Genomic DNA, 20,712 nt, shown 5'->3' with positions numbered 1-20,712 from the left:
CTTATCCCCGCACCGCCAGGATGAACAGGCGCGGGAAGCGCAGCAGCACCTTGCCGTCCGGCTCGACCGGATAGGTGGCTGCAATCTTCTCGCGATAGAGGGCGAGGAAGGCCTCGCGCTCATCGGCCGGCAGCGGGTCGATATAGGGCTTCAGGCCCGTGCTCTTGAACCATTCGACGATCGCGTCGTGCCCGGCGAGCGCGTGGACATAGGTCGTCTGCCAGATGTCGACATGGCAGCCGGCCTCCATCAGCCATGTCCGATAATCCGAGAACGAGCCGATCACCGCCTTCGAGGCCCGCGCATTGGCGAGGCGCCCGGCCCACGGCCCCTCGGCCGCCGCCTTGTCCATCGAGACATGCGAGGGCTCGCTGAGATTGTTGGGCATCTGCACCGCGAGCACACCGCCAGGCGCCAGCGAACTCGCCAATCGCGCGAACAGAGCCGGGTGATCGGGGATCCATTGCAGCGCCGCATTGGCGAAGATCAGGTCGTAGCGACCATCCGCGGACCAGCTCTCCAGATCGGCCAGCGTGAAGGAGAGCTGCGGCAGGCGCTTGCGCGCCTTCTCCAGCATGTCCGGCGAGGAATCGAGCCCTTCCACCGCCGCCCCCGGAAAGCGGGCGGCGACCAGTTCGGTGCTGTTGCCCGGCCCGCAGCCGAGATCGATGCAGCGCTGCGGGTCCGTGAGGCGAATGCGCTGGATCAGGTCGAGCGGCGGGCGTGTCCGCTCGTCCTCGAAACGCAGATACTGGTTCGCATCCCAGTCAACCTTGCCCGCCATCGCCGCCGCTCCGTCTCTGCAATCGGAGCGACGGCCTACGCCTCTAGAGCGAGCGCATCAAGCCGCCATCGACGCGCAGGTTCTGGCCGGTGATGTAGCCGGCGCCGTCCGAGGCGAGGAAGGCGATCGTCGCGGCGATCTCCTCGCTGGTGCCGTAGCGCTGCATCGGCACGCCGGCGCGGCGCTCATCAAGCTGCGGCAGCGAGTCGATCCAGCCGGGCAGGACATTGTTCATGCGCACGTTCTGCGCCGCGTACTGGTCGGCGAAGAGTTTTGTGTAGGCTGCGAGCCCGGCACGGAACACGGCCGAAGTCGGGAAATTGGCGGCCGGCTCGAAAGCCCAGGCGGTCGAAATGTTGATGATCGCGCCCGACTTCTGCGCCGCCATCACCGGCGCGACCAGCCGGGTCGGCCGGATCACGTTCATCAAGTAGACGTCGAGCCCGGTATGCCATTGCTCGTCGGTGATCTCGGTGATCGGCGCGCGCGGGCCGTGGCCGGCGCTGTTGACCAGCACGTCGATGCGGCCGAAGCGCTCCAGAGTCTGGTCGACCAGTCGCTTCAGGTCGTCGTTCGACTGGTTCGAGCCGGTGGCGCCGAGCCCGCCGAGCTCCTTTGCCAGGGCCTCGCCCTTGCCGGAGGACGACAGGATCGCGACCTTGAACCCGTCCTGCGCCAGCCGCTTCGCCGCGGCCGCGCCCATGCCGCTGCCGCCGGCGGTAACGATAGCGACTTTTTCTCCTGCCATGGGACGCTCCATCTGTTTGCCAAGGGCGTGCAGGCGCTGCCAACCGCACCGCTCGTTCTCGCCTTTCTCGCATTAGCCGCATAAACTCGCCAGCGAGTTGGCCAACGTTATATCGATAGAAAAACTACTGCATGACTGAACCGCAGCAGCGCCTGCCCTCGCTCAATGCACTGCGCGCCTTCGAGGCGGCGGCCCGGCATCTCAATTTCCGCGCCGCGGCCGATGAGCTCGGCGTCACCCAGGGCGCAGTCGCGCAGCATGTTCGCGGGCTCGAGAACGAGCTCGGCCTGAAGTTGTTCGAACGCCAGCCGCGCCTGCTCGCTTTGACCAGCGCCGGCCGCAGCTATGCGACCCATGTCGCCCGCGCTTTCGCTCTGCTGGCCGAAGCGACCGACACGCTGCGCCCGCAACCCTTGCGATTGACGATCAGCGCAACGCCGAGCCTCGCGGCGAAATGGCTGGTGCCACGCCTGCCCGCCTTCACCGCCGCCCATCCGCAGCTCGAACTCAGCATCCTCGCCAGCGACGCATTGGCGAATTTCCAGTCCGATGGCGTCGACATCGCCATCCGCCAGGGCCGCCCGCCCTTCGGCCCCGGCCTGACCGCCGACCTGCTGTTCGAGCACGAGATCGTCGCGATCTGTCAGCCTGCCCTGTGCCCCAGCGAGGACGAGCTGGCGCGCCTGCCGCTGCTGCGCGACGGGCACGATCTCTGGCCGGAGTTCTTCGAGCGCGCGCTGGGGCGCGCCATGCCGCTAGCGATCCGCAGCACGCGCTTCAACCAGACGGCGCTCGCGATCGACGCGGCAATCGCCGGCCAGGGCATCGCGCTCGCCAGCCGCTTTCTGGTCGAGCCCGACCTCGCCGCCGGCCGCCTCGCGCTGGCGACCCAGGCCAGCATGCGTGGCGGCCTCGACTTCTATGTCGTCAGCGCCCGCAAGCCGCGGCATGCAGAGCAGACGGCAGCGGTCAGAAGCTGGCTGTTGGCGCAACGCGGCTGATGCGAAGGCTCAGCCAACCGCCGCGAAGTTGTCCTTGAGCCAGCCCTGCCATTTCGGCTCGTTCTCGGCGGCGCGCTTGTCGGCATCATCGCCATAGAAGAACAGGCAGGCGCTGAGATTGACCTTGTCGCCCATCCCATAGCTGCCGATCAGCGCGACGCCGTCATCGGAGCGCAGCAGGACATGGCGCTGCTTCCGGCTCTGCTCGGTCTGCTCGACGATTCCCGAAAAGGCCTGCGGCGCGGCCAGGAATTCGCGGCGCTCACCGACATTGGCTCCGGACAGGCCGAGCGTCTCGGTCAATTGCTTCCAGGCGGAAAGATGCTCACCCTCGGTCGCCTGCATCGCCTGGAAGCAGGCTCCCTTCTGCCCGGCGAAATGCGTGAGATAGAGCCGCAGCACCGCGAAGAAGAAGGGCCAGCCGCCCTCGAACCCCTCCATCTGATCGTCCCAGTCGTCACTGGAGGCGAACAGCGAATGCACCATCCTGACCAGGCATTGATCGCCGGAGCGGCTGGTGATGCTGATCTCGGTCGCGATCGGCGGGGCCTTCTCGCCCCATTCATATTCGGTGTAGCCGAAGCGATGCGGCGGCTCCCACAGATTGATCTCGCCGGACGAGCTCATCTCCGGCCCGAAGCTGAAGCTGAGCTTGCCGCCGACCTTTTCCTCGATCGTCGTGCGCGTGAACCAGGTGTTGTAACCCGGCCCGGTCGCCATCGCCTGCCAGACCTGCTCGGGCGTGCCGGGAACGAGAACCTCCATCTCGACCCAGCGCTTGCCGGTTCCGTCCTTCTTGATCGGCATGATCCAGATCCTTTCAGGAATTGCTCGGCTCGGGCGCCGGATAGGCGCAGACCACGAGCCGGTGCGAGCGCCCGCCCGGGGCGCTGTCGTCGTGATAGCGGACGGCGAGACCGGCCACGGCCTCGCTCAACTCACGGGTGAAGGCGGCGCGCTCGGCCGCCGAGCGGAAGCGGATGACGCTGTCGAGCGAGAGCGTTGCCAGCCGCTTCTCCTGCCGGCGCGCCTCGCGCCAGAGCGCCCCGACCTCGCGCACGACCCTGGCCGCGAGCGCGATCAGATAGCTCGCCGAGAGCCGGTCGCGGTTGCGCTCCGGATCGGCGCCGAGCGAGCCCAGCGCCGCCGGCGACACGACGAAGGAAGCGGCGCTCGCCACCAGCAAGCGCTCGGTCAGCCCGCCCCAGTGCCGCTCGCCAGCCGGCGCGACCAGCTGATGCTCTTCCAGCGCCCGCAAATGATAGTTGACCTTCTGGCGGGTCAGCCCGACCCGACCCGCGAGCGCAGCGGCCGAAGCCGGCTCGGAGAGTTCGGCCAAGATCCGCCGCTTGACCGGATCGAGCGCCACGGCGGCACGGGCGGGATCGTCGATGACATCGAGGTCGAGCATGCCTCAAAGTTCGCATTGACAAAATTTTTTGTCAATGCGTCGAACCACCTCTTCAGCCGTCAGCAAGAAACCGGTTGCAACATACCAACTGAATGGTATGTATTGACCATGCCAAGGCCGACCAAACAATCCCCCGAACGCGGCAATGCCCGCACCCGCCTGCTCGAAGCGGCGCGGGACGTCATCCGGGCCAAGGGCTTCGCCGCCACCAGCGTCGACGATCTCTGTCGCGCGGCCGATGTCACCAAGGGCGCCTTTTTCCATCATTTCGCGAGCAAGGAGGCGCTCGGCGTCGCCGCGGCCGAGTTCTGGACCGAGCAGGTCACGCCCTTCTTCGCGGCCGCGCCCTATCACCAGCCTGCCGACGCGCTCGATCGCGTCCTTGCCTATGTCGCCTTCCGCAAGGCGATCATCGCTGGCGACATCTACGAATTCACTTGCCTGGTCGGGACGCTGGCGCAGGAGGTCCATGCCAGCGCGCCGGAGATCCGCGACGCCTGCGGCCGCAGCATCCTCGGCCATGCCGTGACGCTGGAGGCCGATATCGAGCAGGCCCGCCGCGACCGCGGCATCCGTGCCGACTGGACCGCCGCGAGCCTGGCCCGGTACACCCAGGCTGTGCTGCAGGGCGGTTTCGTCCTCGCCAAGGCCGGCAACGATCCCGATCTGGCGCGCGAAAGCCTCGATCATCTCGACCGCTATATCCGCCACCTGTTCCACGTTGCAGAGGAGCGCGCAGCATGAGCCAGTCCATGACGATCGGTTGCGCCTGCGGCCATACCCGGCTGAAGGTGCGGGGAGCGCCGATCCTCGTTTCCGAATGCCTGTGCGACAGCTGCCGGGCCGCCGCGGCCCGACTGGCGAGACTGCCGGGTGGCAGCGACATCCTCACCGCCTATGGCGCGACGCCATCAGCCGAATACCGCAAGGACAGGGTCGAGATCGTCACGGGCACGGAGAGCCTGCGCGAATTCCGGCTCAAGCCGGATGCCGGCTCGCGCCGCGTCGTCGCAACCTGCTGCAATACGCCAGTCTTCCTGGAGATGAAGGGCGCGCACTGGCTCAGCCTTTACACGCATCTCTGGCCTGAAGGCGCCCGGCCCAAGCCGGAACTGCGGACCATGGCCGGCGACCTGCCCGACGCCTCGGCCCTACCGGCCGATATCCCGAACCTCAAGACCCACACGGTCTCGTTCTACCTGAAGCTGCTCGGCGCCTGGATCGCCATGGGCTTCCGCAACCCGAAGATCACGACAGCGGGGACGATCGATGCCTGACGACAAGATCGAGATCGAAAACGTCAACAAGCCCGGCAAATCCGAGCGGGTCGACCGCGCCAAGTACCTCGCGATGCGCAAGGCGCTGCTCGCGGCATTGCCGGAAGCGGCGCCCGGGCTGACAGTCCCGGACGCCAAGGAAGCGCTATTGCCGCTTCTTCCGGACGATCTCTTCCCGCAAGGCGCCACGGCCGGCTGGTGGCTGAAGGCGGTCCAGCTTGACCTCGAGGCGAAGGGCGTGATCAAGCGCGCCCCGCGCAAGCCGGTGCATCTCTACCGGCTCGCTGCGAGCTGACCTCAGCCCGTCTCGGCGAACGCCGTCGCCAGTGCCGCTGCCGCCTCGTCGAGCTCGGCCGTCTCATGCGCAGCGCTGACCTGCAGACGCAGGCGCGCCTCGCCCTGTGCCACGATCGGGAAGGACACCGCCGGGGCGAAGACGCCGGCCCGGGTCAGCCGCGTGGTCATCGTCCGCGCCCGCTCCTCGCCGCCGACCTTGACCGCGGTAATGGCGCTGTCGCTGTCATGGCAGGCGAGCGCATAGAAGCGCAGCGCCTCGCGTAGGTGAGCGACGTTGCGCCAGAGCCGCTCGCGGGGCGAAGGATCGTCGCGGCAGATCTTCAGCGCCGTCAGCGCCGTCGCCGCGTTCGCCGTGGTCATCCCCATGGTGAAGATCCAGCTGCGCGACTTGCCCTTCAGCGTCTCGATCAGCGCGCGCGGCCCGGCGACGAAGCCGCCACTCGCCCCACCCAGCGCCTTCGATAGCGAGCCGGTCAGCAGCATGTCGTGCGCGCCATTGGCGAGCCCGCAGAGCGGTGCCGTGCCGGTACCGCCCGGCCCGACCACGCCGGTCGCATGCGCCTCGTCGATCATCAGCAGCGCGTCGAATTCGCGCGCCAGCGCCTGGATTTCGGAGAGCGGCGCCGCGCCGCCCTCCATGCTGAAGATGCCGTCGGTGACGATCAGCCGGCGCTTGGCCCGCCGTGTCCCCTCCAGCGCCCGCCGCAGGCCCGCGATATTGCGGTTCTCATAGGTCTCGACCTCGGCCCGGCTCAGCCGACAGCCATCGATGATGCTGGCATGGTTCAGCCGGTCGGAAATGATGACGTCGCCGGCCCCGACCAAGGTCGTCAGCACCCCGCCATTGGCGCTGCTGCCGGAGGAGAACAGCGCCACCGCCTCGACACCGAGGAAGGAGGCAAGGTTCTCGGCCAGCGCCTCGTGCAAAGGCGTCGTCGCGAAGACCGGGTAGATCCCGGTCCCGCTGCCATAAAGCCGCAAGGCCTCGTTGGTCGCCGCCAGCACGCGCTCATCGGTCGAGAGCCCGAGATAATCGTTGGCGCCGAGCATGATCGTGTCGATGCCGTCGAGCAGGATGCGCCCGCCACAGCGGCGCTCGATCACCCTTCGGGTTGGGACATGCGCGTTCATGGCGCAGCCTTCGGCAGCGCGCTGGCGACGAGGTTCTGCCAGTAGCGCAGGACATGCGGGACGATGCCGTCATTGAAGACATAGCGGTCGCCGTGCAGGCCTTCGCCGGGACCAACATCGCCGGCGCCGATCCAGGCATAGCATCCGCCTGCGGCGCGGATCATGAAGGCGAAATCCTCACAGCCCAGGCTCGGCTTGAACTCGGCCATGACATTCTCCGGCCCGACCGCCGCAGCGGCTGCTCGCGCCGCCAGCGCCGCCGTCTCGGCGGTGTTGATCACCGGCGGATAGCCGCGCCTATAGTCGAGCATCGCGCCGACGCCATGCGAGGCGGCGACGCCCTGCGCGATCTCGCCGATGAGCGCCTCGCAACGATCGGACAGCGCCGGATCGAAGAAGCGGCAGGTGCCCTGCAGCCAGACTTCCTTCGGCACGATGTTGCCGACATTGCCGCCATGCACCTGCGTCAGGCTGACGACGATCGGCGTCTGCGGATCGACGGCGCGCGAGACGATGCGCTGCACGCTCTGGATGAAGGCCCCGGCAGCGAGGATCGGATCGTCGCCGAGATGCGGCATCGCGACATGGGCGCCAAGTCCGGAGAAGCGCAGCTCGAAATTGTCGACCGCCGCCATCTGCGCCCCGGCGCGGGCCGCAATCGTGCCGAAGGGCACGCCCGGCCAGTTGTGCACGGCATAGACCGCCTCGACCGGGAAGCGCTCGAACAGCCCGGCCTCGATCATCTTCATGCTGCCGCCTTCGTTCTCCTCGGCGGGCTGGAAGATGAAATGCACGATGCCGTCGAACTCCGGGGTCTCGCTGAGGAGCTTGGCCGCCCCCAGGAGCATGGCGCTGTGGCCGTCATGGCCGCAGGCATGCATCACACCCTCCTTTTTCGAGGCGTAAGGCAGGCCGGTGCGCTCGATCACCGGCAGCGCATCGAGCTCGGCGCGCAGGCCGATGGCGCGCTTGCCGGAACCCGAGCGCAGCGTACCGACCACGCCGGTGCCGCCGATACCCTCCTGCACCGCGAGGCCGAAGGAACGCAGCTTGTCGGCGACGAAGCGCGCGGTCTCGACTTCCTGGAAGCCGAGCTCGGGATTGGCGTGGATGTGATGGCGCCAGGCGACGACCTCTGGCGTCAGCCTGGCGATGGGGTCATTGTGCAGCATGGTTCTCTCCTGTCCGTATCTCAGGATTAGGAGAGCGGGCCGGGCAGCGTCTTGAACCAGATTGACCGATGAACGTGCCGCAGCAGGAGAGTCAGGCGTTCTGGCGCCACGCCGCCTTCCGCGATCTCGGCCTGCTCGCGGCGCGCTTTCGCGAGCATCGCTATGACCGCCACACCCATGAAGGCTATGTGATTGCACTGATCACCGAAGGCTGCGAGCGGGTGCGCGTCGGCAAGCAGGAGGTGCTGGCTCCGGCCGGCTCGGTGCTCGTCGTCAATCCCGAGGAATGGCATGACGGCGAGGCCGGCGCCGAGCAAGGCTGGGCCTACCGCACCTTCTATCCCTCGGTCGCGCTCCTCTCTGAGGTTGCGGCCGAGCTCGGCCAGGCGCAGGCGCCGCTGTTCCCGCAGGCGCTGCTCGACGATCCCGAGCTCTCCCGGCTCCTCGCCGCCGCCCATGTGGAATCGACCTCGGCGGATGCGACCCGCGCCGAAGCCTCGCTGCTGACCGCGCTGCGCCGCCTGATCCTTCGGCATGGCGACGCCGAACGGCCGGCCGAGCCGCTCGATCGTTCAGGCGCGCAGCGCCGCTTCGCGCGCTATGAGGGGGTGATCGAGGCAGGGCTCGCCGACGAACTCGATCTGCAAGGCCTTGCCGCGGCCGCCGGCGTCACCCGTTTCCAGGTCATCCGCGACTTCAAGAAGCTCACCGGCTCGACGCCGGCCATCTTCATCCGCGACCGCCGCCTGCGCCGAGCCAACCGGCTGATCCAGGACGGCGCCAGCCTGGCAGACGCCGCTTTCGCCGCCGGCTTTTCCGACCAGAGCCATCTCTCGCGCAGCTTCCGCGCCGTGCACGGCATCACGCCCGGCATGTTCCGCAGGGCGGGTTGAGGCGCGATATCTTAGAATTTGTAAGCGAGGCTGGCGCGGACCGCATGCGCCGACGGCTCGTGCTCGACCGTGCGGCCGAGATAGGCGCCGGCGCCGACATGATCGAAGCGGCCGTAATCGGTGTAACGGTAGTCGAGGCCGAGGATAACGTTATCGGTCAGGGCGTAGTCGACGCCGCCGCCGACCGTCCAACCGGTCCTGGAGGTGTTGCTGATCTCGCTCAGCCCGCCGAGCGGAGTGACATAGGAATATTCGAGCTTGGTGAAGGCCGCGCCGGCCGTGGCGTAGACCAGGATGCGGTCGAGGCTGTAGCCGAGGCGGGCGCGCACCGAACCCTGCCAGTCCTGCCGGACGCGGACCACGCCGCCGAGATCGCCCTGCCCCGCATGGGCATTCATGCCCTCGATATCGCCCTCGACGCCAACGACGATCGAACCGAGCTGGTAGTTGAAGCCCAGGCGCGCACCACCAATGAAGGAAGACGGGCTGTAGTCGAAGGAGCGGCCGAGTGGCACGCGGCCAGCGCTTGCGAACTCGCTCGCCCGATCGGAACCCCAGGAATAGCCGACCTGGCCGCCGACATAGATGCCGCTCCAGTTGTAGAAGGTCGGCAGCTCCGGCGCCGGCGGCAGGACTCCCCTCCCGCGCAGATCGGCCGCCAATGAGGCGCCGGCGCCCAACAGGGCGATGGCTGCGGTGGCGGCTTTCAGAACGGTCTTCATCGAATTCTCGGGCTCGAACGGCAACTGTGTCCGGACGGACGATCCGACCGGCGCCGCCATGGCGTCAGGAGCACGATTATGAAAATGTTAAGGTTAATGAACCGCTAAGCAGGCTCGACGGCCACCGATCCTCCGGAACGAAAACACTTGCCGCAACGTTGCCTGCGCGATGGAGGTGTCTAGGATCGAGAGCCCCTGCAGCGGAGCGCTCATGGCCTATTTCAAGCGACTGACGGGCGCTGCCGGGCTCGCGGCTGTGGTCGCGGGTTATGTCCACGGCCTGGTCTCGCGCCGGGTCGGCGAGCCCCTGCGGCAGGCCCGGCGCGGACGCGGCGCCAGGAGCCCGATCACTCTGCCCTGGCGCGGCTGGAAGGATGTGCTGCTGCGCTTCAGCGCCCGCATCCAGGAAGCGCGCGTGCTTTCGCTCGCCGGCGCGGTCGCCTTCTTCACTCTGCTCTCGCTGGTCCCGGCCCTGTCGCTGCTGGTGACGCTCTACGGCATGCTGACCGACCCGGCGACGATCGTCGGCCAGCTCGACGACGTCACCATCGTCTTTCCGCTGGCGGCGCGCGAATTGATCCGCGAGCAGGCGATCAGGCTGGCGAGCCAGGACACCGCCAATCTCTCGCTGACCTTCCTGATCAGCTTCCTCGTCGCGGTCTGGAGCGCCAACGCCGCGATGAAGGCGGCCTTCGATGCGCTCAACATCATCTATCGCGTGCGCGAGCGTCGCGGCTTCATCCGCCTCAACCTGGTCTCGCTCGGCACCACGCTGAGTGCCCTCATCGTTCTCATCCTGGCGTTGGCGCTGATCGCGAGCCTGCCGGTGGTGACCGCGCTCTTCCCCTTCGGCCACGAGCTGGAAGTGCTGATCCGCTGGCTGCGCTGGCCAGCCTTCTTCCTCGTCGGCATCACCGCGATCGGCTGCCTCTACTGGATCGGCCCGAGCCGCAAGCCGCCGCGCTTCGCCTGGGTGCTGCCCGGCGCCATCGCCGCGGCGCTGCTCTGGGTCGCGACCTCCATCGGCTTCTCCTGGTATGTCAGCACGCTCGGCCGCTACACCGCGACTTATGGCTCGCTCGCCACCATCGTCGTGTTCATGACCTGGCTCTGGCTTTCGGCGACGATCGTGCTGGCCGGCGCCGAGCTCAATGCCGAACTGGAGCACCAGAGCCGCCATGGCTCGGCACCGGCGCCGGTGACGCAACTCAGCCGCAACGCTCCAGGCCGAAGCTGAGCTGCCGGCTGGAGCACGATGCCACAGCCACATCCGCTTGACCTTGTCCGCGACCGCAGCGTCTGCTCTTCAACACGAAGGCCCTTGCGTGGCCAACCACACGGACATGCCCATGATCACCGCGACCCGCATCCACCTCACCATCGCCATGCTGATGGGGCTTTCAGGCGTAACGCTGCTCGCGGCCGGCACGCATTCCGGCGCCTCCGACAACGCCCAGATCGCCGGGCAGATTCTGCTTTTCCATGCCCCTGCGGTGATCGCCGCCTGCGCAGCACGGCGGGCCGAACTGCTGGCCGATTGGCCGGCGCGGCTTGCGATCTCGCTGCTGATCCTCGGCGTCGCGCTGTTTTCGGCCGATCTCGCGATGCGCGGTTTCCACGGCGAGCGGCTCTTCCTCGGCGCTGCGCCGGCCGGCGGCTTCATGATGCTCGGCGGCTGGCTCGGGCTCGTCGTCGCCGCCTTGTTCGCCAAGCGCGCCTGACCGGCATCGGCGCGCTTTCGTAGCCCGATATCTTCAGTTAGAACGCGGCGCGGCGCGGCTGCCTCCCTGCGCCTTCGCGGAGCCTGCCGATGAACGCCCCTCACAATCTCACGCCCTCGCAAGCCGCCGATCTGCTCGTCCAGGCGCTGCCGCATATGCAGCGCTACGACCAGGAGGTGATCGTGATCAAATATGGCGGCAACGCCATGGGCGACGCCGCCACCGCCGAGGATTTCGCCGAGGACGTGGTGCTGCTCGAGCAGTCCGGCCTGAAGCCGGTGGTCTGCCATGGCGGCGGGCCGCAGATCGCCCGCATGCTGGAGAAGCTCGGCATCAAGTCCGAGTTCAAGCAGGGCCTGCGCGTCACCGACGCCGCCACCGTCGACGTGGTCGAGATGGTCCTGGCCGGCTCGGTCAACAAGGAGATCGTCGGCTACATCTCGCGCGAAGGCGGCAAGGCGATCGGGCTCTGCGGCAAGGACGGCAACATGGTGACCGCCAGGAAGGCGACCCGCACCATCGTCGACCCAGATTCGAAGATCGAGCAGGTGCTGGATCTCGGCTTCGTCGGCGAGCCCGAGACGGTCGACACCACCGTGCTCAAGGCGATCCTGAAGGAAGAGCTGATCCCAGTGCTGGCGCCGGTCTGCGCCGCTGCCGACGGCCAGACCTACAACGTCAACGCCGACACCTTCGCAGGCGCGATCGCCGGCGCGCTGGGTGCCAAGCGCCTGCTGCTGCTCACCGACGTGCCGGGCGTGCTCGACAAGGAGAAGCAGCTGATCCCCGAGCTCACCATCGAGCAGTGCCGGCGCCTGATCGCCGACGGCACCATCTCCGGCGGCATGATCCCGAAGATCGAGACCTGCATCTACGCGCTGGAGAAGGGCGTCGAGGCCGTCGTCATCCTCGACGGCAAGGTCCCGCATGCGGCGCTGATCGAGCTCTTCACCGACACCGGCTCGGGCACGATCATCCGGAAGTGACACTGGCCGTCGTTCTCGGGCGAAGCGAAGCGCAGACCCGAGCACGACGGTGTACCTCTCCGTCGCAAGGACTTTGCAAGCATCTTGCATGTCATGATGGCTGCCCCCACATGACATGCCCCCATGAACCAGAACGCGACCATCCCAGCCACCGCCATCCCGCTCCTTCCGGAGCAGGCGGCGTTCGGCCATGTCGACCACTGGATCTTCGACCTCGACAACACGCTCTATTCGCACGAGGCGCAGGTCTGGCCGCAGGTCAATGAGCGGATCAGCCTCTATCTGCTCCAGCTCTTCGGGCTCGACGGCCTCTCCGCGCATGAGCTGCGCCGCTACTACTATGAGCGCTACGGCACGACGCTGAACGGGCTGATGTCGGAGCACGGCGTCGATCCCGACGATTTCCTCGCCTTCGCCCACGACATCGACCTCACGATGCTCGATCCCAATCCCGATCTCGGCGCGGCGATCGCCGCCCTGCCCGGCCGTAAGCTGATCCTGACCAACGGCTCGCGCGGCCATGCCGAGAACGTCGCCGGCAAGCTCGGCATCCTCCACCATTTCGAGGACATCTTCGACATCGTCGAGGCCGGCTTCCTGCCCAAGCCTGAGCGGGCGACCTACGAGAACTTCCTCGCCAAGCATGCGGTCGATCCCGCACGGGCGGCGATGTTCGAGGACATCGACAAGAACCTGATCGTGCCGAACGACCTCGGCATGAAGACGGTGCTGATCGTACCGCGCACGACCGATCCCTTCCGCGACGCTTCGGAGCAGGCGGTGGTCGAGGCCGCCCACGTCCATTTCGTCACCGATGATCTGACCGGCTTCCTGAAACCACTGATGCGGGCGGGCGAGACCATCCCGCTCGCCGGGCCTTAGGCGTAACGCTCAGCCGCTAGCCCATGGGCGCGACGCAGGGAGGTGAGGTCCAGCCCCGGAATCTCGCCGTCGATCACGCGCCAGCGCCCGCCGACCATGACGCGGTCGGCTCGGTTGGCGCCGCATAGGACCAGCGCCGCGATCGGGTCATGCGCTCCCGAGAAGCGCAATTCGTCGAGTCTGTAGAGCGCGAGATCGCCCTGCAGGCCGATGGCGATCCTGCCGATATCGGCACGCCCGAGGCAACGCGCCGAGCCCTCGGTCGCCCAGCGGATCGTGTCGCGCGCCGTCACCGCGCTTGCGCTCGTGTAGTGCAGCCGGTTGACCAGCAGCGCGTGGCGCAGCTCCTCCATCAGGTTCGAGCCGTCATTGCTGGCCGAACCGTCGACACCGAGGCCGACCGGCGCCCCTGCCGCCTCCAGTTCCCGCGTCTTGCAGAAGCCCGAGGCGAGCACGCCGTTCGAAGTCGGGCAATGGCAGACGCCGACACCGGCCTTGCCCAGCCGCTCGCATTCCTCGCAGGAGAAATGGATGCCGTGCGCCAGCCAGGTTTTTGGCCGCAGCCAGCCGGCTTCTTCCAGGAGATCGAGCGGGCGCTTGCCATAGACCTCCCGGCAATAGGCGTCCTCATCCTCGGTTTCCGCCAGATGGGTATGCAGCGGTGCATCGAAGCGCGTCGCCAATTCGGCCGAGGCCGCCATCAGCGAGGTCGTCACCGAGAAGGGCGAGCAGGGCGCGAGCGCGATCTGCACCATGCTGCCGGGCTTGGGGTCATGGAACAGGGAGAGCACCCGCTCGCAATCGGCAAGGATCGTGTCCTCGTCCTGCACCACCTCGTCAGGCGGCAGGCCGCCATCCTTCTGCGACAGGTTCATCGAGCCGCGCGAGATGGTGACGCGGATGCCGAGCGCCCGCGCCTCCTCGACGGCAATGTCGACGGCGTTCTCCAGCCCGGCCGGATAGAGATAGTGGTGGTCGGCGGCTGTGGTGCAGCCGGAAAGCATGAGTTCGACCAGCGCGGCGCGCACCGCCAGCCGCAGATCCTCCGGCCGCAGCCGTGCCCAGAGCGGGTAGAGCGCCTTCAGCCAGGGAAAGAGCTCGCGGTCGATCGCCGCCGGATGGGCGCGGGTCAGCGTCTGGTAGAAGTGGTGGTGGGTATTGATCAATCCCGGCAACACGACGTGAGCCGAGGCGTCGAAGCTTTCGGTCACCGGCAGCGCCGGATAGCCGCTACTCGCGATCAGCTCGACGATCACCCCGTCCTCGATCACGACCCCGCCCCCGGCATTTTCGGCGAGGATGGCGAGCGGGTTCCTGATCCAGAGACGCATGGCGGGTCCGATTACGAGCGATTCTTCAATAATGACATAGGCTTGGGTGATAACGAAGGCCAGCCTTATGGGCTGGGTCTTCCGGGGGAGGTATTTCCGCACCTTGCGTCGCGAAAACACACGCCCAGCGCGAACGCTGGATGGCTGTTCGCGCTGCTTGTCTTTCAATAAGCTGTTGGCAAGGCGGCCCACGGGATTTCATCCGCGAGGCTTCCGGTCCAACGGGGAAAACGTTCGCCTTGCGAGGCGAAGCGTGGCTCAAGGAGAGATCCCATGAAGAAATTGTTGCTGGCGACGCTGTCGGCCTCGGCACTGATGGCGGCGCAACCGCTGGCGGCCAAGACGCTGGTCTATTGCTCGGAAGGCAGCCCGGAGAATTTCGCGCCGAGCGTCAACACCACCGGCACGTCCTTCGACGCCAACACCCAGATCTACGACACCATCGTCCAGTTCGAGCGCGGCGGCGTCAAGGTTCAGCCGGCCCTGGCGGAGAAGTGGGACGTCTCGCCGGATGGGCTGACCTACACCCTTCATCTGCGCAAGAACGTGAAGTGGCATTCCAACAAGAACTTCAAGCCGACGCGCGACTTCAACGCCGACGACATCATGTTCATGTTCGAGCGGCAGTGGAAAGAGGCGCACCCCTATTACAAGGTGACCAGCTCGAACCACTCCTACTTCAACGACATGGGCATGCCCAAGCTCTTGAAGTCGGTCGAGAAGGTCGACGACTACACGGTCAAGATCACGCTGAACCAGCCGGAGGCGCCGTTCCTAGCCGACCTCGCCATGCAATATGCCGGCGTGCAGTCGAAGGAATACGCCGATGCCATGCTGAAGGCCGGCACGCCCGAGAAGCTCGACCAGGAGCCCGTCGGCACCGGCGCCTTCTATCTGGTGCAGTACCAGAAGGACGCGATCATCCGCTACAAGGCCTTCCCCGAGTACTGGGCCGGCAAGGCCAAGATCGACGACCTGATCTTCGCGATCACACCTGACGCCTCGGTGCGCTGGGCCAAGCTGCAGAAGGGCGAATGCCATGTCATGCCCTATCCGAATCCGGCCGATCTCGACGCCATCAAGAAGGACGCCAACGTCCAGATCCTGGAGCAGCCGGGCCTGAACATCGGCTATCTCGCCTACAACACCGCCAAGAAGCCCTTCGACGACGTCAAGGTCCGCCGCGCCGTCAACAAGGCGATCAACAAGAAGGCGATCATCGACGCGGTCTATCTCACCAGCGGCGTCGCGGCGACCAACCCGATCCCGCCGACCATGTGGTCCTATAACGAGACCATCAAGGACGACCCCTATGATCCGGAGGCGGCCAAGAAGGAGCTGGCCGAGGCCGGCTACCCGAACGGCCTGGAGATCGACCTCTGGGCGATGCCGGTGCAGCGTCCCTACAACCCCAACGCCAAGCGCATCGCGGAATTGATGCAGGCCGACCTCGCCAAGGTCGGCATCAAGGCCGAGATCAAGACCTTCGAATGGGGCGAGTACCGCAAGCGCCTGCAGGCGGGCGAGCACCAGACCGGCATGTTCGGCTGGACCGGCGACAATGGCGATCCGGACAACTTCCTGCACACGCTGCTCGGCTGCGACGCCTCCAAGAACAATGGCGGCAACGTCGCCAAGTTCTGCTACCAGCCCTTCGACGAGCTGGTGACGAAGGCCAAGACGATCACCGATCAGGCCGAGCGCGAGAAGCTCTACCGGCAGGCGCAGGTGATCTTCAAGGAACAGGCGCCCTGGTTCACCATCGCCCATGCGGTCCAGCTCAAGCCGGTCCGCAAGGAAGTGATCGACTTCAAGCTCTCGCCGTTCAGCCGTCACGTCTTCTACGGCGTCGACATCGGCAAGTGATGCTCTGCGTCAAATAACCCCGGCGCCGGCGGAGCATTCATTGCTTCGCCGGCGCCTCGAAAATTCCGATTATTGCGCACCTCGGCATTGGTGTTTGCAGGTCTTTCGCCGCCAGTGCCGTCTCGACTGGCGCTCACCCTCGCGATCCACCGATTTTGCTGCCGCGTTCTTGATCTTTGCGGCGTTCTGGTGTTTGCGCTGCGCCGGAATTCGAATTTGACTAAGATCACAAGATCGGCCGCCGCGCGGCGAGACGCCCGGCCAATAAGACTGGCACAACCATGCTTCGCTTCATCCTGACCAGGGTCAGCCTCGTCATCCCGACCTTCATCGGCATCACGCTGCTGGCCTTCTTCCTGGTCCGGCTCGTGCCGGGCGACCCGATCGAGACCATGGCCGGCGAGCGCGGCATCGATGCCGCCCGCCATGCGCAATTGCTGAAGGAATACGGCCTCGACCAGCCGCTCCTCGTCCAGTACGGCCGCTATATCGAGCGTGTCGTGCAGGGCGATCTCGGCAAGTCGATCGTGACGCGCGAGAACGTGCTCTCCGAGTTCGGTCAGCTTTTCCCGGCCACGATCGAACTCGCGCTCTGCGCCATCCTGATCGCGCTGATTATCGGCCTCCCAGCCGGCATCATCGCCGCGGTGAAGCGAAATTCGATCTTCGACCATGGCGTGATGGGCATCTCGCTCACCGGCTATTCGATGCCGATCTTCTGGTGGGGGCTGCTGCTCATCCTGCTGTTCTCGGTGCAGCTCGGCATCACCCCGGTCTCGGGCCGCATCGCGGTGCAGTACTTCATCGAGCCGGTCACCGGCTTCCTCACCATCGACAGTCTGCTCGCGGGCGACATCGACGCTTTCTGGTCGGCGCTGTCGCATCTGTTGCTGCCGGCGATCGTGCTCGGCACCGTGCCGCTCGCCGTCATCGCCCGCATGACCCGCTCGGCCATGCTCGAAGTGCTCGGCGAGGATTATATCCGCACCGCCCGCGCCAAGGGCATGGCGCCGCTGCGGGTCGTCGCCCTGCACGGGCTGCGCAACGCGCTGATCCCGGTCGTCACCGTAATCGGCCTGCAGGTCGGCACGCTCTTCACCGGCGCGATCCTGACCGAGACGATCTTCTCCTGGCCGGGCGTTGGCAAATGGCTGATCGAGGCGATCAGCCGGCGCGACTACCCCATTCTCCAGGGCGGCACGCTGCTGCTCGGCATGGTCGTGATGAGCGTCAACCTCCTGGTCGACCTGCTCTACGGCCTGATCAACCCGCGCATCAGGCACGCACGATGATCGCTCTTTTGTCCCTTCGCTCTCATCGGAGCCTTCGCCCATGAGCGCCGAGACTTTGCAAGTTCCCGCGACGCCCACAGGCGCGCCACCGCATCCCGCCCGCGAGTTCTGGACCTATTTCAGCGCCAACCGCGGCGCGGTCGCGGGGCTCGTCGTCATCGGCATCGTGCTGCTCTGCGCGCTGTTCGCGCCGCTGATCGCCCCGCACGATCCCAACCTGACCAACAATGCCGTCTTCCTGAAGCCGCCATTCTGGCAGGAGGGTGGTTCGCTGTCCTATCCGCTCGGCACCGATGCGATCGGCCGCGACATCCTCTCGCGGCTCATCTACGGCGCGCGGCTCTCGCTGGTCATCGGTATCGCCGTCGTCGCCATCGCGATCGTCGTCGGCATCGTGCTCGGCCTCATCGCCGGCTTCTTCAAAGGCCTCGCCGACATCGCCATCATGCGGGTGATGGACATCCTGATGACCATGCCGAGCCTGCTGCTCGCCATCGTCATCGTCGCGATCCTCGGCCCGGGGCTGATGAACGCGATGCTCGCCGTCGCCATCGTCGTGCTGCCGCATTATGTCCGCATCACCCGCGCCGCCGTCATCGCCGAAACCTCGAAGGACTATGTCGTCGCCGCCAAGGTCAGCGGCGCGCAAACGCCCCGGCTGATGTTCTCCGAGATCCTGCCGAACTGCGCCGCGCCGCTGATCGTGCAGGCGACGCTCGGTGTCTCCACCGCGATCCTCGACGCCGCGGCACTCGGCTTCCTCGGCCTCGGCGCCCAGCCGCCCACCCCGGAATGGGGCACCATGCTCGCCGACGCCCGCGAATTCGTGCTGCGCGCCTGGTGGGTGGTCACGTTCCCGGGCCTTGCCATCCTGATCACCGTGCTCGCCTTCAACCTGCTCGGCGACGGGTTACGCGATGCCCTCGATCCCAAATTGAAGCGCTGATCCCATGCCCCTGCTCGAGATCGAAAACCTCAGCGTCGAGTTCCCGACATCCCAGGGAACCCTGCGCGCGGTCGACCGCATCGACTTGACCCTGGACGAAGGCGAGGTGCTCGGCGTCGTCGGCGAATCCGGCTCCGGCAAATCAGTCACCATGCTCGCTCTGATGGGCCTTGTCGGCTACCCCGGCCGCGTCCGCGCCGACAAATTGCGCTTCGACGGCCGCGATCTCCTGACCATGTCCGCCCGCGAGCGCCGCCAGCTCACCGGCAAGGACGTGGCGATGATCTTCCAGGAGCCGAGCACCAGCCTGAACCCCTGCTTCACCATCGGTTTCCAGCTCGCTGAGACGCTGCAGAAGCACGAAGGCATGGACCGCAAGGCGGCCAAGCGCCGCGCGATCGAACTGCTCGAGCAGGTCGGCATCCCCGCCCCGGAAAGCCGCCTCAAGGCTTATCCCCACCAGCTCTCCGGCGGCATGAACCAGCGCGTCATGATCGCAATGGCGATCGCCTGCAATCCGCGCCTGCTGATCGCCGACGAGCCGACCACCGCGCTCGACGTCACCATCCAGGCGCAGATCCTCGATTTGCTGATGACGCTGCAGCGCGAGCGCAACATGGCGCTCGTCCTGATCACCCACAACATGGGCGTCGTCGCCGAGACCGCGCAGCGGATCATGGTGATGTATGCCGGGCAGATCATGGAGGAGCGCAAGGTCGACGCGCTGTTCTCCGCTCCGCAGCACCCCTATTCCGCCGCGCTGCTCGCCGCCCTGCCGGAACGCAGCGAAGGCGAAAGCCGCCTCGCCACGATCCCCGGCATGGTGCCCGGCTTGAACGACCGCCCGAAAGGCTGCCTGTTCAGCCCGCGCTGCGCCTATGCCACCCAGCATTCGCGCAGCGTCCAGCCCCAGCTCCGGCCTTGGGCTGACGGCCATGTGCGCTGCCACTACCCGCTCGGCGATGCCCAGCGCGAGGCGGAGCGTGCTCGCGACGATGCCGGCCTGGCGACGGAGGCGGCCCGATGAGCAATCCCGTCATCGAAGCCCACGACCTGACGCAGACCTATCAGGTCAGGCAGGGGCTGTTCCGCCCGCCGGCGCAATTGCAGGCGGTGAACAAGGTTTCCTTCGCGGTCGAGGCCGGGCGCACTTTGGCCGTCGTCGGTGAATCCGGTTGCGGAAAGTCGACGCTTGCGCGCATGGCGACGCTGATCGAGAAGCCGACCTCAGGGTCGCTCACGCTCGACGGGCTCGACGCCGTCTCGCCGCCGGCGAGCGAGCAGCGGCGCCTGCGCCGCACCGTCCAGTTCGTCTTCCAGAATCCCTATGGTTCGCTCAACCCGCGCAAGAAGATCGGCACGATCCTCGAGGAGCCGCTGCTGATCAACACCAGCCTCTCCAAGGCCGAGCGCACCGAGAAGGCCCGCGCCATGATGGCCAAGGTCGGGCTGCGGCCGGAACACTACGCCCGCTATCCGCACATGTTCTCCGGCGGCCAGCGTCAGCGCATCGCGATTGCCCGCGCGCTGATCCTCTCGCCGAAGGTGGTTGTCGCCGACGAGCCGGTCTCGGCGCTCGACATCTCGATCCAGGCGCAGGTGCTCAACCTGCTCGCCGACCTGCAGGACGAGCTCAAGCTCGCCTATCTCTTCATCTCGCACGACCTCAGCGTCGTCCGGCACATCGCCCATGACGTGATGGTGATGTATCTCGGCAATGCCATCGAGCACGGCCCGAAGGAGCGGATCTACGCCCGCCCGCTCCACCCTTACACGCAGGCGCTGCTCGCCTCGACGCCGCGTGTCGGCGGCGACAAGCGCGAGAAAATCGTGCTGCGTGGCGAACTACCCTCGCCGCTCAATCCACCGGCCGGCTGCGTTTTCTCGACCCGCTGCCCCTTCGTCACCGATCGCTGCCGCACCGAGCGGCCGCAGAAGCGCGAGATCGACGGCAGGCAGGTCGCGTGCCACTACGCCGAGACGTTCTTGGCGAAGACGGCGGCTTGAGCGCGGAAACGGCTATCGATTGATAGGCCTGCACCGAGCAGGCCGGTGTCATTGCCAGCGAAAACAAAAACGGTCCGAGAGCAGCTCTGCCGCTCCCGGACGGCTTCATTACTACGGTCTTCGCAATGACGAGACGGCTCACGCCACCTTGGCGATCACCGGCTTGGCTTCCCATTCCTCGCCCCAGATCATGACGGCGTGTCCTGGCGAGACCTCGCGGTACTGGCGCACCGGCGGGACGTAGT

General features: G+C 66.6%; 22 protein-coding genes. 14 read left to right on the top strand and 8 right to left on the bottom strand.

Annotated features, from left to right (window positions below; all coding sequences use genetic code 11):
- Position 1 precedes the first annotated feature (1 nt).
- Both tam and AC07O0_RS27730 read right to left on the bottom strand, forming a co-directional pair.
- Entirely contained in the window at positions 2 to 784 is a 783-nt protein-coding gene (tam, locus tag AC07O0_RS27735; protein ID WP_494627672.1) for a trans-aconitate 2-methyltransferase, read from the bottom strand.
- A gap of 43 nt (positions 785 to 827) precedes the next feature.
- Positions 828 to 1,532, bottom strand: coding sequence for an SDR family oxidoreductase (locus tag AC07O0_RS27730; protein ID WP_494627670.1), 705 nt, complete (start codon positions 1,530 to 1,532; stop codon positions 828 to 830).
- Between the two features lie 131 nt (positions 1,533 to 1,663).
- Between AC07O0_RS27730 and AC07O0_RS27725 the strand changes: the two genes are divergently transcribed.
- Entirely contained in the window at positions 1,664 to 2,533 is an 870-nt protein-coding gene (locus AC07O0_RS27725; RefSeq protein ID WP_494627669.1) for a LysR substrate-binding domain-containing protein, read from the top strand.
- A gap of 9 nt (positions 2,534 to 2,542) precedes the next feature.
- On the opposite strand, the gene AC07O0_RS27720 is transcribed toward AC07O0_RS27725, so the two are convergent.
- Both AC07O0_RS27720 and AC07O0_RS27715 read right to left on the bottom strand, forming a co-directional pair.
- On the bottom strand, positions 2,543 to 3,340 hold the full coding sequence (locus AC07O0_RS27720) for an SRPBCC family protein (RefSeq protein WP_494627667.1): 798 nt from the start codon (positions 3,338 to 3,340) through the stop codon (positions 2,543 to 2,545).
- A 13-nt stretch (positions 3,341 to 3,353) separates the two neighbouring features.
- Positions 3,354 to 3,944, bottom strand: a complete 591-nt coding sequence (locus tag AC07O0_RS27715; protein WP_494627666.1) for an ArsR/SmtB family transcription factor — start codon at positions 3,942 to 3,944, stop codon at positions 3,354 to 3,356.
- 108 nt (positions 3,945 to 4,052) lie between these two features.
- On the opposite strand from AC07O0_RS27715, the gene AC07O0_RS27710 reads away from it, so the two are divergent.
- From AC07O0_RS27710 to AC07O0_RS27700, 3 genes are read left to right on the top strand one after another with little or no spacing between them, the layout of a single operon-like run.
- On the top strand, positions 4,053 to 4,688 hold the full coding sequence (locus tag AC07O0_RS27710) for a TetR/AcrR family transcriptional regulator (RefSeq protein ID WP_494627664.1): 636 nt from the start codon (positions 4,053 to 4,055) through the stop codon (positions 4,686 to 4,688).
- Positions 4,685 to 5,221: a GFA family protein gene (locus AC07O0_RS27705; RefSeq protein ID WP_494627662.1), complete on the top strand. Its 537-nt coding sequence runs from the start codon at positions 4,685 to 4,687 to the stop codon at positions 5,219 to 5,221. The genes AC07O0_RS27710 and AC07O0_RS27705 overlap by 4 nt, the downstream gene beginning before the upstream one ends.
- Positions 5,214 to 5,516, top strand: coding sequence for a DUF6958 family protein (locus AC07O0_RS27700; RefSeq protein ID WP_494627660.1), 303 nt, complete (start codon positions 5,214 to 5,216; stop codon positions 5,514 to 5,516). The genes AC07O0_RS27705 and AC07O0_RS27700 overlap by 8 nt, the downstream gene beginning before the upstream one ends.
- 2 nt (positions 5,517 to 5,518) lie before the next feature.
- Here the strand turns inward: AC07O0_RS27700 and AC07O0_RS27695 are convergent, their stop codons facing one another.
- Positions 5,519 to 6,649 (bottom strand): aminotransferase class I/II-fold pyridoxal phosphate-dependent enzyme, encoded by a 1,131-nt coding sequence (locus AC07O0_RS27695; protein WP_494627658.1) that lies wholly within the window; start codon positions 6,647 to 6,649, stop codon positions 5,519 to 5,521.
- Positions 6,646 to 7,821, bottom strand: coding sequence for an amidohydrolase (locus AC07O0_RS27690; protein ID WP_494627656.1), 1,176 nt, complete (start codon positions 7,819 to 7,821; stop codon positions 6,646 to 6,648). Before AC07O0_RS27690 ends, AC07O0_RS27695 begins: the two co-directional genes overlap by 4 nt.
- A gap of 68 nt (positions 7,822 to 7,889) precedes the next feature.
- Here AC07O0_RS27690 and AC07O0_RS27685 point away from each other — a divergent pair, with 68 nt between their 5' ends.
- Positions 7,890 to 8,714, top strand: coding sequence for an AraC family transcriptional regulator (locus AC07O0_RS27685; protein ID WP_494627654.1), 825 nt, complete (start codon positions 7,890 to 7,892; stop codon positions 8,712 to 8,714).
- An 11-nt stretch (positions 8,715 to 8,725) separates the two neighbouring features.
- Here the strand turns inward: AC07O0_RS27685 and AC07O0_RS27680 are convergent, their stop codons facing one another.
- A complete protein-coding gene (locus tag AC07O0_RS27680) occupies positions 8,726 to 9,436 on the bottom strand; it encodes an outer membrane protein (protein ID WP_494627652.1) in 711 nt (236 codons plus the stop codon).
- A 211-nt stretch (positions 9,437 to 9,647) separates the two neighbouring features.
- Between AC07O0_RS27680 and AC07O0_RS27675 the strand changes: the two genes are divergently transcribed.
- From AC07O0_RS27675 to AC07O0_RS27660, 4 genes are all read left to right on the top strand, one after another.
- On the top strand, positions 9,648 to 10,673 hold the full coding sequence (locus AC07O0_RS27675) for a YihY/virulence factor BrkB family protein (protein ID WP_494627650.1): 1,026 nt from the start codon (positions 9,648 to 9,650) through the stop codon (positions 10,671 to 10,673).
- Positions 10,674 to 10,785: 112 nt separating this feature from the next.
- On the top strand, positions 10,786 to 11,157 hold the full coding sequence (locus AC07O0_RS27670; protein ID WP_494627648.1) for a DUF423 domain-containing protein: 372 nt from the start codon (positions 10,786 to 10,788) through the stop codon (positions 11,155 to 11,157).
- An 89-nt stretch (positions 11,158 to 11,246) separates the two neighbouring features.
- Positions 11,247 to 12,143, top strand: a complete 897-nt coding sequence (argB, locus tag AC07O0_RS27665; protein WP_494627646.1) for an acetylglutamate kinase — start codon at positions 11,247 to 11,249, stop codon at positions 12,141 to 12,143.
- Between the two features lie 123 nt (positions 12,144 to 12,266).
- A complete protein-coding gene (locus AC07O0_RS27660; RefSeq protein WP_494627644.1) occupies positions 12,267 to 13,025 on the top strand; it encodes a pyrimidine 5'-nucleotidase in 759 nt (252 codons plus the stop codon).
- On the opposite strand, the gene AC07O0_RS27655 is transcribed toward AC07O0_RS27660, so the two are convergent.
- Positions 13,022 to 14,356: an 8-oxoguanine deaminase gene (locus AC07O0_RS27655; protein ID WP_494627642.1), complete on the bottom strand. Its 1,335-nt coding sequence runs from the start codon at positions 14,354 to 14,356 to the stop codon at positions 13,022 to 13,024. The two genes, AC07O0_RS27660 and AC07O0_RS27655, sit on opposite strands and share 4 nt — an antisense overlap.
- 273 nt (positions 14,357 to 14,629) lie before the next feature.
- Between AC07O0_RS27655 and AC07O0_RS27650 the strand changes: the two genes are divergently transcribed.
- The 5 genes from AC07O0_RS27650 to AC07O0_RS27630 all read left to right on the top strand — a co-directional run bounded on the left by AC07O0_RS27650 (position 14,630) and on the right by AC07O0_RS27630 (position 20,467).
- Entirely contained in the window at positions 14,630 to 16,222 is a 1,593-nt protein-coding gene (locus tag AC07O0_RS27650) for an ABC transporter substrate-binding protein (protein ID WP_494627640.1), read from the top strand.
- 281 nt (positions 16,223 to 16,503) lie between these two features.
- Positions 16,504 to 17,514 carry an ABC transporter permease subunit gene (locus AC07O0_RS27645; RefSeq protein ID WP_494627638.1) on the top strand — a complete coding sequence of 337 codons (1,011 nt, stop codon included), beginning with the start codon at positions 16,504 to 16,506 and terminating at the stop codon, positions 17,512 to 17,514.
- Between the two features lie 40 nt (positions 17,515 to 17,554).
- Positions 17,555 to 18,460 carry an ABC transporter permease subunit gene (locus AC07O0_RS27640; RefSeq protein WP_494627636.1) on the top strand — a complete coding sequence of 302 codons (906 nt, stop codon included), beginning with the start codon at positions 17,555 to 17,557 and terminating at the stop codon, positions 18,458 to 18,460.
- A gap of 4 nt (positions 18,461 to 18,464) precedes the next feature.
- Entirely contained in the window at positions 18,465 to 19,487 is a 1,023-nt protein-coding gene (locus AC07O0_RS27635) for an ABC transporter ATP-binding protein (RefSeq protein WP_494627634.1), read from the top strand.
- Positions 19,484 to 20,467 carry a peptide ABC transporter ATP-binding protein gene (locus AC07O0_RS27630; protein WP_494627632.1) on the top strand — a complete coding sequence of 328 codons (984 nt, stop codon included), beginning with the start codon at positions 19,484 to 19,486 and terminating at the stop codon, positions 20,465 to 20,467. The genes AC07O0_RS27635 and AC07O0_RS27630 overlap by 4 nt, the downstream gene beginning before the upstream one ends.
- Positions 20,468 to 20,712 lie beyond the last annotated feature (245 nt).

It is taken from the genome of Allobosea sp. GW821-FHT10B12 (assembly GCF_059415545.1).
The sequence above is the reverse complement of the archived record's forward strand: the minus strand, read 5'-3'. Positions and strand labels throughout refer to the sequence as shown.